Source organism: Flavobacterium cauense R2A-7 (assembly GCF_000498475.1).
Taxonomy (GTDB): Bacteria; Bacteroidota; Bacteroidia; order Flavobacteriales; family Flavobacteriaceae; genus Flavobacterium; species Flavobacterium cauense.
In genome coordinates this window covers 42,117-53,418 of record NZ_AVBI01000018.1, presented here as the reverse complement: position 1 = coordinate 53,418, position 11,302 = coordinate 42,117, and the positions used below count along the sequence as shown (strand labels likewise).

Here is an 11,302-nt window from a genome sequence, read left to right as displayed (position 1 = left end):
TTGAATAATTCTGCGTTAATACTAACACAAAATACGACGGTAACTAATGATTTTTGTGTGGTTTACGAGAAAACTTCTTTGAGGACTTCGAGGGATTTCGGTTTTTTAAAGCCATCAAGATGAGCGGAATAATAATCCAACAGGATTTTCAACAGGATTTGACGTTCGGTTCCGGCGAAGATTTTCTGATCAGAATCGAATTTTAAACCGATAAGCTTCTTGAACAGAAACGTCTCGTGTTCGGAAAGACAACTGATGCCGTGATAGGGTGTAAAAATGCCTTCCGAAAGTTCAAAAAAAGACAGTTCTTTTTCAGATAAATCGGGATAAAAACCAAGGAATTTGGTAATTTCTAACAACAAAATCAAGTGAAAATTAGCCATTTCTTCATGAGTATCAAGCCAAAGTAATGCGGTTTCCAGAAAAGAAAACAAGGTGTCGTTTTTTTCTTCTTCACGAATACTGTGATGCAACATTTCCGACAAAAAAATCACAATAGTGCTCTTAAAAACATCGGTGTTTATGGAATGATACGGGGAAGCCAACCGAATTTCCTTAAAATACTCCAAAGTGCCTTTATTCTTATGGTTTGCTTCGATTTCGAGAATCGTTAACGGTTGAAAATAGGCGATTTTCTGATTGGATTTCTTTCCCGAAAAAGCACTCGGCACAAAATACGATTTCAACCCGTCAGATTGCGTAAAACATTTGACTATCAGGCTTTTTTCCTGATACTTCAGAGCACTTAAAACTATCGCTTTGGTTTTGACGAGCATTATCGGATAATCATGACTTTTTTGACTTTCGTTTCCGCACCGTCCTGCGCAGCAATAAAAATCATGTACACCCCGGAAGCAACCTTATGTTTTCCGAAAGCACGGGTATCCCATTCGATGGTACCGCCTTCGGAAGTGGTTTCATATACCAAATTCCCTTCGATATCCGTAATTTTGACATTGGCTTTATCAATCAAACCGCTGATTTTAACGGTTCCATTGTATTCCGGACGAACCGGATTCGGATACACAAATACATTGTTCAAGTCGTCCTGAGGTTTGGTTGAAACGCCCTGAAAAGAAACCAATCCTCTGTCGGTAGCAAAAAAAACTTCGCCGGTGGAACCGTCAATTTCGATGTCGAGAATGTTATTACTTGGCAAAGGAGAATTTTCTTTGGTGAAATGATAGAGCGTTTGCTGTCCGTTGGAAGAGACCAAAAAAGCTCCGGCACCCTCTACGGAAACCCATTTATTGTTGGCGCCGTCTACTTCGATATCCATAATACTCTGCTGATAGAATAATTCCTGAGCCAGATTGTCGTCTAAAATAATGACGGAATTCGTTTCTAAAGCGGTATCGGTTAAAAAGCGATCCACACTGGACAAAATACGCAATCCGGCAAAAGTCCCAATCCATAATTGGTTTCTGTGATCCACCGCAATACTGCGCACATCGTTATCCGGAAGGTTTCCGGAACCCGTGCCGGTTTTTATCAACAGGAATTTATTCCCGTAATTTTCATTAAATCCAATTACGCCGTTTCTGTAGGATGCAATCCATTTTGTTCCATTTTTATCAATCTTAATGCCTGCATAATCGTCGTTGTCAGGATTCATGGTGATATTATTCAGCGTATACGATTGCCAACTCCCGTCTCTTTTCAATACTTTTATGGCATTTTCAACAAGACTGTTGGTCATCCATAAATTACCGTTTTTGTCGAATGCCGGACCGTTAATCCTAACATCGATATAGGACGGATTGGGCGGAGATAAAACCAGTGATTCCAATCCATTAGGACCAGTATTCGACTGATTATACAGTGTTATCTGATTGTTATTCCCTTCCACCTTAAGTAATCCCGAGAAAAAAGAAGTAAAATAGACCTGGTTTGAATTGCTCGGATTTATCGCAATATCAGAAATGGCCCGAGCACCTAAAAGATCCGAAAAAGGAATGGTGTTCCATCCGTTTTGATCGCTGAACTTGCTGATTTCATATTGGCTAGTCGTCCCACAACAATATTCATAAGGATTGTATTGCTTTGTATACCCGCCATAAGCTGCCCAAAGAAAGTTGTCTGCTTTTTTTATCCTAAACAACTTATTACGCACAGGACCGTCCGGAGTAATATCTTCAAATGCAACACTATTGGCCAGCGTGGTCTGATACATTCCTTTATCTGCCGTTCCCACAAAGATCTTATCTCCAATTACGGTAGCACAAGTAAACGTAGAAGCGACATCAGGAATTTGTGTAATGTGCACCAAAGGCAACAATTGGGCATCGTAAACGTAAACATGATTGGCTGAAGTAAAAACCAATCGATTTTCAAATTCCCTCAAATCAACAATTGGCTGTCCCACATTGGCAATCTCCTGAAAGCTTCCGCCAGCATATTTATAGACTTTATTGTTTGTAAGAGAAGCTATCAATTGATTTTGAAAAGTTACAATTCCGCTCCAATACCCCGCATCAAATGTAGACCACTGACTGAAATCAACGAGATTCGGACTTGTATAATCGGCTCTTCGAATTCCATTTAACTCGGTTACCGCATAAATGAAACCATTAAAAACTGTAGTTTGGAAAACTTTTAGCTCTTCACCGGCTGGTCCTATGAAATAAGTATCGCCAAATTGGGAAGTTGCCAAATCGAATACGCAAATTCCAAAATCACAGGACAGGTATGCCTTTCCCTGATATTCGTAAATATGGTTGATTTTTTTTCTGTTGGGTGGAATGGTAGCCTTATTTAGAATATCAATCACATTTAAAACAGCACCATCCGTTTCATTAACCACCAAAAGCAAGCCATTCTGGTTGCCCACCAGTATTTTTTTATATGTAGGGCTATAATGAAATGAAGAAATGATATCGGCTTTAAAATCATTCACCGAATTGACTGTCTGCAATTCATTGGTGATGGTATTTTTAGAAAACACCGCATTTTCAGAAGCTGCATAAACCTTATCGCTATTTTGTGACAGATCCTTTATAGCAGTATAGGAAAAAAAACCTCTCCACAACTGATTTTGTTGTGAAAAAGAATTTAAAGAGAAAAAAGTTAATAGAAAAAAGCTGACTATTTTTTTCATCGATGACAGTTTGTAGTACAAATATAGCGTAAAACGACTTTTTTGGAGATTTTTATATAATTTGATGCAAAATATTTTAAACAAATATCAAATCGCACCGGCACAAGCCTGTTAAATTTACATTTTTTTAAAAGTCTTTTTTTTACTTTTTTTTTAAAGTGTGGTTTGTTTTTATATATTTGTCGGATATTGACCTAAAATAAAGTAAAATGCCCAGAAAAATTTTATTTATCCTGCTAGTTGCCCTAGGTAGTAGTAGCGCTGTTAGAGCCCAATTCGGTTTTTCCCATGAAATTGGAGCGATTGCAGGTCCTGTTATGTTTATGTCAGATTATGGTGAACGATACGATTTAAAAACAAATACCGGTAATACCGGTTACGGAATAGGTCTTATTCACTATTTGAATTTTTCCTACAGAGCGGAATGTAACTGTTATACCCCGGAGACGTATTTCAATGATCACTTCAAATTAAGAACAGAGCTTTCTTACAATAAAACACAGCTTCAACACTTTGGTCAATGGGTTGATTCCAAGAAAAACTCTGTAATGGCGCAACAATTAAGAGCGATGAGAGGTGTTGCATCCAACACGGATATCGGGATGCAATTAGAATATTTCCCATTAAGTATTAGAGATTTTACCGCTACTGACGGATCTTTCGGTCCTTTCGTGAGTTTAGGAGCACATTTCACCTATTTTAGTCCGGAAGCCAGTTCCTCAAGAGGACGTTTGGATCAGCCGGGTGTTTTACCGACAAAATACATCGGTGGGGTTTCTAACGATAGCGGAAGTACATGGTCGGTTGTAGCGAGTGTAGGTACACGATACAAACTAACAGAACTTTCCGATTTAATGCTTGACTTACGTTGGCAGTATTATTTCTCCAACTGGGTAGACGGTTTAAATCCGGACCCTAACATTTACAAAGAAAACAAAGCCAACGAATGGTTGGTTTGGTTAAACTTCGGATACATTTACTATTTGAATTAATAGAAAAAAAATGAATATAAAAAAACCACGCTTTTCAGCGTGGTTTTTATTTTTAGGCCAATGCCTGTTTTAAATCTTCTATCAAATCATCAGCATCTTCCACTCCAACACTCAAACGAACCAAATCATCCGTGATTCCGATTTCTTTTCGTTTGTCTTCCGGAATCGACGCATGTGTCATCAAGGCCGGATGATTCGCTAAGGATTCCACTCCGCCTAAGGATTCCGCTAAGGTAAACACCTTTAGTTTTTCCAAAAAGGCAATTGCATCTTGTTTTGCACCCGATTTGAACGTAAAGGTTACCATTCCGCCAAAACCGCCAATCATTTGTTTTTTGGCAATCTCATGGAACGGATGTGAAGGTAATCCTGGATAGTAAACGCATTCCACTTTAGGATGGTTAAGTAAAAATTCAGCGATTTTTGCCCCGTTTTCACAATGACGTTGCACACGTAAATGCAGGGTTTTGATTCCTCTTAACACCAAAAACGAATCTTGCGGACCCAATGTAGCTCCGGTAGCAAATTGCTGAAAATGCAACTGACTTCCCAGCTCTTCATCTTTTACGATTAAAGCGCCGGCAATCACGTCGGAGTGACCGCCCAAGTATTTCGTAGCAGAATGCATTACAATATCGGCACCCAAATCTAACGGTTTTTGCAGATATGGGGTTGCGAAAGTATTATCTACCGCAAATAAGATATTGGGATGTTTTTTAGTGATGTCTGCAATCGCAGCGATATCCGCCAATTTCATCAACGGATTGGTTGGCGTTTCCACCCAAACCAATCGGGTATTGTCGTTGATTAACGATTGGAATTTCTCAAGATCATTCATATCCACAAAATGGAACACAATTCCGGATTCTTTATAAATGCGGGTGAACATTCGGTATGTTCCGCCGTACAAATCGTCCATCGCAATTACTTCGTCGCCGGCTTTCAGTCCGCGTAAAACACAATCAGTCGCTGCCAATCCCGATGAAAAAGCTAATCCGCGCGTTCCGTTTTCGATACTGGCCAAAGCATGTTCCAATGCCGTACGGGTTGGGTTTGCCGCTCTACTGTATTCGTAATCCGGATTTAACGGTTTTCCGGGACTGGTCTGAACAAACGTAGACGTTTGATAAACCGGTGGCATTACCGCTCCCGTACTCGGGTCATGGTGTTGTCCTCCGTGTATAACTTTCGTATTAAATTTCATGATTTTTATTTTAGACTGTAAATTTACTGCTTATTTCAGGATTATAAAAACTTGTGAATCCTCATCATTACTCCGGTATGAACCCCTTCGTGATAATTGTTAAACTCCATAGCTTCCTGTGCATTTCTTATATTAAATCCCGACATGGTGGTAAAGGCTTTATATTCTTTGAAAACACCATTAGCGAAATCTTGTTTCGTTTGTTCCAGCGTAGCGTAAAGCAACTTCTTCAGTTGCTCAACCTCTTCTTGTGTAACAGGCGTTTCAGGTTTGGTTCCTTTTTTGTATTTCTCCACCATTTCATCGGAAATAAACATTGGTAAACCGGACAAATTGTACACGAGCATTTGCTGCACCACAACAATATGCCCAATGTTCCAAATCAGGTTGTTGCTAAAGCCTTCGGGAATCGTATTTAGTTGCTCCAGTGAATTATTTTCAAGAAACTTCAGCAGAATATTCCTGCTGGACAGGTTAATGTCAAATGTAGATTGCATAGTATATGTTTGATTGATTAAAGCAAAACAAAATCTTCGGTCTTCGGAAAAGCGTGCATCACTTCCTTGGCGATTTCCGGGGTCGGACTGGCCAATTTGCGCAGTTTGGTATCCATCCAGGCACCGTCAACACTAAGTACCGCACACAATTCACCCAGCTGGTTTTTCAGTTCGTGCACAATCGTCCAACGGGAAGCATCGTCTTTCATTTTCCCTATTTTGGTACTGATGGTAATGATATCGCCCAAATGAATTTCTTTTCGGAAAACACACTCTTCCCGAAACAATACCGGACCAAAATGTTGCTGTTGCATGATTCGCATGGTCAATCCTTGTTCTTCAAGAATTTCTATACGATGCTGGGCGCCAAAATCATAATAAGCACTGTGACGCATATGGAAATTCGGATCTAAATCTGCCCAGCGAATCGAAATTTCTTTAGTAAAAACACTCATCTCCTTTAAAGTTTATTCAAAAATAAAGAGAATTATCCGCTTGAGTGCTTTAGTGGCATTTAAATTAAATCTATTTTAACGAAAAGCCTACTTTTGTAAAAAGATTGCTCATGAACAAAATATATTATCTCGCTTCGTGCGACACGTGCCGAAAAATCATCAAATCCTTACCCAACACCGATCGTTTGGTCTTTCAGGACATTCGTCAGGACCCTATTACTCCGGAACAACTGGAAGAAATGTACCAGCTTTCGGGCAGCTATGAAGCGCTTTTCAGCAAAAAAGCCCAATTGTACAAGTCAATGGATTTAAAAAACAAAAACCTTACGGAAGCCGATTACAAAAAATACCTTTTGGAACATTACACCTTCCTGAGCCGTCCGGTATTTATCATTGACGGTAAAATATACATCGGCAACAGTCAGAAAAACATCCTCGAAGTAACCAAAGTTTTAAGTTAATGTCGAAAAGAGCCTATGCCTTAATGGCTGCCTGGACCGTAGCCTTAATTTACGGAGTTACATTCACGATTGCCAAAGACGTAATGCCTAAATATATTGACGCTTTCGGCTTTATTTTTTTACGTGTGGGTGGTTCAACCCTTTTATTTTGGCTGGCAGCTTTGTTCGTAAAAACGGAAAAAATCGATAAAAAAGACTTTCCGCGTATTCTTGCCGCGGCATTTTTCGGAGTAGCCTTTAACATGCTGACGTTTTTTAAAGGACTGAGTTATACCTCGCCGATTATGGGAGCGGTGCTGATGGTGACCACCCCAATGATTGTTTTGATTTTATCGGCAATCATCATGAAAGAACGGATGCAAAATAAAAAAATACTCGGAATCCTTTTGGGATTGGCCGGTACAATCACCCTTATTTTGTACGGAAAGTCGATGGTGAATGCGCCAAATGCCAGTTTGGGTAATTTATTGGTTTTTGTGAATGCTGTTTCTTATGGTTTCTATCTGATTATCGTAAAAAAACTGATGGACAAATACAACGCCTTTTCGTTTGTAAAATGGATTTACCTGTTCGGGTTTCTGATGGTGATTCCGTTTGGATGGAGTGAGTTTCAGGCGGTCGACTGGAGTGCGGTTCCAATGGACATCTTCTGGAAAACAGGATTCGTGGTAGTGTTTTCCACCTTCTTCACCTATTTGCTGAACCTGTTGTCCATGCGAGAGTTAAGACCCACTACCGTTGCCGTTTTTATCTACCTGCAACCGGTTTTTGCCTCGATTTTTGCCATCGGGTTGGGAAAAGACGATTTGGGTTGGGTTAAAATTGGTTCGGCAGTATTGATTTTTGCCGGTGTGTATCTGGTAATTCATAAAAAACCGGAAGTAATCGAAGAATCGCTGTCGGGAACCGACCCAAGCCAACACTAATAATTAATTAACTGAACACCGATCACTGATCACTGATCACTGATTACTGAACACTTTTCTTTATCTTTGAAGTCTATTTAGAAAAACATGATACAATCGATGACCGGATTTGGCAAGGCAACCCTTCAGTTGGCTACCAAAAAAATCACAGTAGAAGTAAAATCATTAAACAGCAAAGGCTTGGACCTGAACGTTCGTATGCCTTCAGTATACCGCGAGATGGAATTGGGCCTTCGCAATCAGATTTCCCAAAGTCTGGAACGCGGAAAAGTTGATTTTTCGCTTTACATCGAAGTAACCGGAGAGGAAACCTCTACCAAAATCAATGCCCCGATTGTAAAAGCCTATATGTCTCAAATGCGCGCTATTTTAGCCGATGCCGATGAAACGGAACTGATGAAAATGGCCGTTCGTATGCCCGACGCTTTAAAAACAGAACGCGATGAAATCGACGAAAACGAATGGAAACAAATCCTAACCGTTATTGACGAGGCTTTAAACAACATCAACACTTTCCGAATTGCTGAAGGTGCGTCATTAGAAAAAGAATTCCAATTGCGCATTGCCAACATTCGCATGTACATGGATTTGGCTTTGGCTTTAGATCCGGAGCGTATTCTGAACATCAAAAGTAAATTGCAGACCGCTATTGACGAACTGAAAGTGAATGTAGACGAAAACCGATTCGAACAGGAATTAATCTATTATTTGGAGAAATTAGACATCACCGAAGAAAAAGTACGCCTGACCAACCATTTGGATTATTTCATCGAAACCTTGAACGGAAACGAAGCCAACGGACGGAAATTAGGTTTCATCACGCAGGAAATGGGTCGTGAAATCAATACGATGGGTTCTAAATCGAATCACGCCGGGATGCAAAAATTAGTCGTTCAGATGAAAGACGAACTAGAAAAAATAAAAGAGCAGGTTTTAAACGTTTTATAATAGCATACCGCTTAGACCGATTGTCCGGCAAAAAACAACACAACAATGAGTAAAGGAAAATTAATCGTCTTCTCGGCTCCTTCGGGATCGGGAAAAACTACTATAGTTCGTCATTTATTAGGATTAGAAGATCTGAATCTGGAATTTTCCATTTCGGCCGCTACCCGTGAACCACGAGGAGAAGAAGTAAACGGAAAGGATTACTATTTCATGTCGATTGCCGATTTCAAGCAACACATCAAAAATGAAGATTTCGTTGAATGGGAAGAAGTCTACCGCGACAACTTCTACGGTACGCTGAAAAGTGAAGTGGAACGCATTTGGGCCAAAGGCAAAAACGTGATTTTCGACATCGATGTGGCCGGAGGTTTGCGTATCAAATCAAAATTCCCGGAAGAAACTTTGGCCGTTTTTGTAAAACCACCAAGTGTGGATGAACTGAAACGTCGTTTGAAAGAACGTTCTACCGAAAGCGAAGACAAAATCAACATGCGTATCGCCAAAGCCCACGTCGAACTGGCAACGGCGCCGCAATTTGATACGATTATTAAAAATTACGATTTGGATGTGGCGAAGCAAGAAGCGTATGAATTGGTAAAGAATTTTGTAAAAAAGTGACAAGAGAAAAGGGATAAGAAATTTTTACTTATCCCTTTTCCCAAATTACTTATCCCTTATAAAAAATGAAAATCGGACTCTATTTCGGCACCTTTAATCCCATTCACATCGGGCATCTGATTATCGCCAACCATATGGCAGAACATTCCGATTTGAATCAGATTTGGATGGTCGTTACGCCACACAATCCGCACAAACAAAAAAGTTCGCTTTTGGACGACTACCACCGTTTGCACATGGTCCATCTGGCGACGGAAGACTATCCAAAAATCAAGCCCTCCGACATTGAATTCAAACTAACGCAGCCCAATTATACCGTCAATACACTGGCACACTTGCAGGAGAAGTTCCCCAATCATGAATTTTGCCTGATTATGGGCGAAGACAATCTGAATTCACTGCACAAGTGGAAAAACTACGAAGTTATTCTCCAAAATCACGACATTTACGTGTATCCGAGAGCGGCTTCCGGTGAAATTGACGCCCAATTTGTCAACCATCCAAAAATCCATCGCGTAGGCGCTCCGATTCTGGAATTGTCGTCGACCTTTATCCGCGAAGGCATCAAAAAAGGAAAAAACATTCGTCCGATGGTACCGCATAAAGTTTGGGAGTACATCGACCATAATTTATTTTACCGAAAATAACGCCCGATGAGTACGTTATTACGACAGCAGATAGAAAAAATAACACCGCTTACCGATGGTGAATTTGAGTATATCCTGTCGCATTTCACCTCAAGGAAATTTAAAAAACATCAGTTTCTGGTTCAGGAAAAGGAAACCGTTCCCAATGATTTTTTCGTGCTCTCCGGTTGTCTGAAAGCCTATCATGTGGATCAGGACGGGAAAGAACACATTCTTCAGTTTGCGCTTTCCGACTGGTGGATAACCGATTACAACGCCTATTTCAACCAAACAGAAGCCACCATAAATGTGGATTGCATCGAAGACAGTGAAGTTCTTTGTCTTTCGTTGTACCATCGCGAAAAATTGTGTGCCGAAATGCATAAAATTGAGCATTTTTTCAGAAAGAAATCCAATGCCGGTTACATCGCTTTGCAACAGCGCATCCTGTCCACGCTCAATAACAACCCGAAGGAACGCTATGAAAAACTGCTGCAGCTCTACCCTTCGCTTTTCCAAAAAGTCCCCAAAAAACTAATCGCTTCTTATCTTGGTGTTTCCCGCGAAACCCTGAGCCGATTCAGTTCGTAATAAAATCGTGTGACAATTGTCACTTCATTTTTGTGATTTTTTACCTTTTCCCGAACGCGTAATTCTTCCGAACTTTGTAAAACAATTTTAAAAAGATCGGTTATGAAAAAAATAATCAGTTTCGGCAGTATCGCTATTATATTAATTATCACAATATTAAACTCATTTACAGTAAACGCACAACCTAAAAATTCAAAGAAGATGGAAAAGAAAATCTTATTTGTGGTTACAAGCCACGATAAAAAAGGAAACACCGGAGAATCCACCGGCTATTACCTTGGGGAAGTTACCCACGCCTGGGAAGTTTTGAAAGACAAATACACCATTGATTTTGTAAGTCCGAAAGGCGGAAAACCTCCTGTTGACGGTTTAGATTTAAGCGATCCGGTAAACAAATTATTTTGGGAAGACAAAACATACCACGATAAAATCGACCATTCTCTTAAACCATCCGAAGTAAATCCGAAAGACTATGTGGCCATTTATTATGCCGGAGGTCACGGCGCTATGTGGGATTTTGCAGATAATGTGGAAATTTCAAAGATTGCAACCGCCATTTATGAGAATAATGGTGTTGTTGGAGCGGTATGTCACGGTCCGGCCGGTTTAGTAAATATTAAACTAAGCAATGGTAAATATCTTGTTGACGGTAAAAAGGTAAACGCCTTTACCAACGAAGAAGAAGCCGCGGTAAAATTAGAAAAAGTGGTTCCGTTTGCTTTGGAAACAAAACTGATGGAACGCGGTGCCCAATTTGAAAAATCCGGACTTTGGCAAAAACACGTTACCGTTGACGAGAGATTGGTTACCGGTCAGAATCCGCAATCCGCAAAAGGAGTCGGCGAAGCGATGTTAACCGAATTAAAAAAGGTAAATCCGTAATTGTT

General features: G+C 40.1%; 13 protein-coding genes. 8 read left to right on the top strand and 5 right to left on the bottom strand.

Features of this window, described 5'->3' with window-relative positions; translation table 11 throughout:
* Nucleotides 1–62 precede the first annotated feature (62 nt).
* Complete coding sequence (gene recO / locus FCR2A7T_RS09605; RefSeq protein ID WP_035118117.1) at nt 63–776, bottom strand: DNA repair protein RecO; 714 nt, start codon at nt 774–776, stop codon at nt 63–65.
* Nucleotides 776–3,097 (bottom strand): type IX secretion system anionic LPS delivery protein PorZ, encoded by a 2,322-nt coding sequence (gene porZ / locus FCR2A7T_RS09600; RefSeq protein WP_023571089.1) that lies wholly within the window; start codon nt 3,095–3,097, stop codon nt 776–778. Before porZ ends, recO begins: the two co-directional genes overlap by 1 nt.
* Before the next feature lie 209 nt (nt 3,098–3,306).
* Here porZ and FCR2A7T_RS09595 point away from each other — a divergent pair, with 209 nt between their 5' ends.
* A complete protein-coding gene (locus tag FCR2A7T_RS09595; RefSeq protein ID WP_035118115.1) occupies nt 3,307–4,089 on the top strand; it encodes a THC0290_0291 family protein in 783 nt (260 codons plus the stop codon).
* 52 nt (nt 4,090–4,141) lie between these two features.
* On the opposite strand, the gene FCR2A7T_RS09590 is transcribed toward FCR2A7T_RS09595, so the two are convergent.
* The 3 genes from FCR2A7T_RS09590 to FCR2A7T_RS09580 are packed head-to-tail and all read right to left on the bottom strand — an operon-like array spanning nt 4,142 to nt 6,245.
* On the bottom strand, nt 4,142–5,302 hold the full coding sequence (locus FCR2A7T_RS09590; RefSeq protein ID WP_262493735.1) for a cystathionine gamma-synthase: 1,161 nt from the start codon (nt 5,300–5,302) through the stop codon (nt 4,142–4,144).
* A gap of 32 nt (nt 5,303–5,334) precedes the next feature.
* Nucleotides 5,335–5,790 (bottom strand): DinB family protein, encoded by a 456-nt coding sequence (locus FCR2A7T_RS09585; RefSeq protein ID WP_023571086.1) that lies wholly within the window; start codon nt 5,788–5,790, stop codon nt 5,335–5,337.
* A 17-nt stretch (nt 5,791–5,807) separates the two neighbouring features.
* Nucleotides 5,808–6,245 carry an acyl-CoA thioesterase gene (locus FCR2A7T_RS09580; RefSeq protein ID WP_023571085.1) on the bottom strand — a complete coding sequence of 146 codons (438 nt, stop codon included), beginning with the start codon at nt 6,243–6,245 and terminating at the stop codon, nt 5,808–5,810.
* A gap of 110 nt (nt 6,246–6,355) precedes the next feature.
* Between FCR2A7T_RS09580 and FCR2A7T_RS09575 the strand changes: the two genes are divergently transcribed.
* From FCR2A7T_RS09575 to FCR2A7T_RS09545, 7 genes are all read left to right on the top strand, one after another.
* Complete coding sequence (locus tag FCR2A7T_RS09575; RefSeq protein WP_023571084.1) at nt 6,356–6,706, top strand: arsenate reductase family protein; 351 nt, start codon at nt 6,356–6,358, stop codon at nt 6,704–6,706.
* Nucleotides 6,706–7,632, top strand: a complete 927-nt coding sequence (locus FCR2A7T_RS09570) for a DMT family transporter (RefSeq protein WP_035118113.1) — start codon at nt 6,706–6,708, stop codon at nt 7,630–7,632. The genes FCR2A7T_RS09575 and FCR2A7T_RS09570 overlap by 1 nt, the downstream gene beginning before the upstream one ends.
* Nucleotides 7,633–7,719: 87 nt before the next feature.
* Nucleotides 7,720–8,580 carry a YicC/YloC family endoribonuclease gene (locus FCR2A7T_RS09565; protein WP_023571082.1) on the top strand — a complete coding sequence of 287 codons (861 nt, stop codon included), beginning with the start codon at nt 7,720–7,722 and terminating at the stop codon, nt 8,578–8,580.
* A 45-nt stretch (nt 8,581–8,625) separates the two neighbouring features.
* The gene (gene gmk, locus FCR2A7T_RS09560) at nt 8,626–9,198 is read left to right on the top strand and encodes a guanylate kinase (RefSeq protein WP_023571081.1); all 573 of its coding nucleotides are present in this window, start codon (nt 8,626–8,628) and stop codon (nt 9,196–9,198) included.
* 65 nt (nt 9,199–9,263) lie between these two features.
* Nucleotides 9,264–9,845: a nicotinate (nicotinamide) nucleotide adenylyltransferase gene (gene nadD / locus FCR2A7T_RS09555; protein WP_023571080.1), complete on the top strand. Its 582-nt coding sequence runs from the start codon at nt 9,264–9,266 to the stop codon at nt 9,843–9,845.
* 6 nt (nt 9,846–9,851) lie between these two features.
* A complete protein-coding gene (locus FCR2A7T_RS09550) occupies nt 9,852–10,415 on the top strand; it encodes a Crp/Fnr family transcriptional regulator (RefSeq protein ID WP_023571079.1) in 564 nt (187 codons plus the stop codon).
* A gap of 102 nt (nt 10,416–10,517) precedes the next feature.
* Nucleotides 10,518–11,297, top strand: a complete 780-nt coding sequence (locus FCR2A7T_RS09545; protein ID WP_023571078.1) for a type 1 glutamine amidotransferase domain-containing protein — start codon at nt 10,518–10,520, stop codon at nt 11,295–11,297.
* The last annotated feature ends 5 nt before the right edge of the window (nt 11,298–11,302 follow it).

Bases quoted from the DNA above. Each gene is read 5' to 3' on its own strand.
- nadD (WP_023571080.1), top strand. From the start codon at position 9,264: ATGAAAATCGGACTCTATTTCGGCACCTTTAATCCCATTCACATCGGG.
- recO (WP_035118117.1), bottom strand. From the start codon at position 776: ATGCTCGTCAAAACCAAAGCGATAGTTTTAAGTGCTCTGAAGTATCAG.
- FCR2A7T_RS09565 (WP_023571082.1), top strand. From the start codon at position 7,720: ATGATACAATCGATGACCGGATTTGGCAAGGCAACCCTTCAGTTGGCT.
- FCR2A7T_RS09595 (WP_035118115.1), top strand. From the start codon at position 3,307: ATGCCCAGAAAAATTTTATTTATCCTGCTAGTTGCCCTAGGTAGTAGT.
- FCR2A7T_RS09545 (WP_023571078.1), top strand. From the start codon at position 10,518: ATGAAAAAAATAATCAGTTTCGGCAGTATCGCTATTATATTAATTATC.
- FCR2A7T_RS09580 (WP_023571085.1), bottom strand. From the start codon at position 6,245: ATGAGTGTTTTTACTAAAGAAATTTCGATTCGCTGGGCAGATTTAGAT.
- porZ (WP_023571089.1), bottom strand. From the start codon at position 3,097: ATGAAAAAAATAGTCAGCTTTTTTCTATTAACTTTTTTCTCTTTAAAT.
- FCR2A7T_RS09585 (WP_023571086.1), bottom strand. From the start codon at position 5,790: ATGCAATCTACATTTGACATTAACCTGTCCAGCAGGAATATTCTGCTG.
- FCR2A7T_RS09550 (WP_023571079.1), top strand. From the start codon at position 9,852: ATGAGTACGTTATTACGACAGCAGATAGAAAAAATAACACCGCTTACC.
- FCR2A7T_RS09570 (WP_035118113.1), top strand. From the start codon at position 6,706: ATGTCGAAAAGAGCCTATGCCTTAATGGCTGCCTGGACCGTAGCCTTA.
- FCR2A7T_RS09575 (WP_023571084.1), top strand. From the start codon at position 6,356: ATGAACAAAATATATTATCTCGCTTCGTGCGACACGTGCCGAAAAATC.
- gmk (WP_023571081.1), top strand. From the start codon at position 8,626: ATGAGTAAAGGAAAATTAATCGTCTTCTCGGCTCCTTCGGGATCGGGA.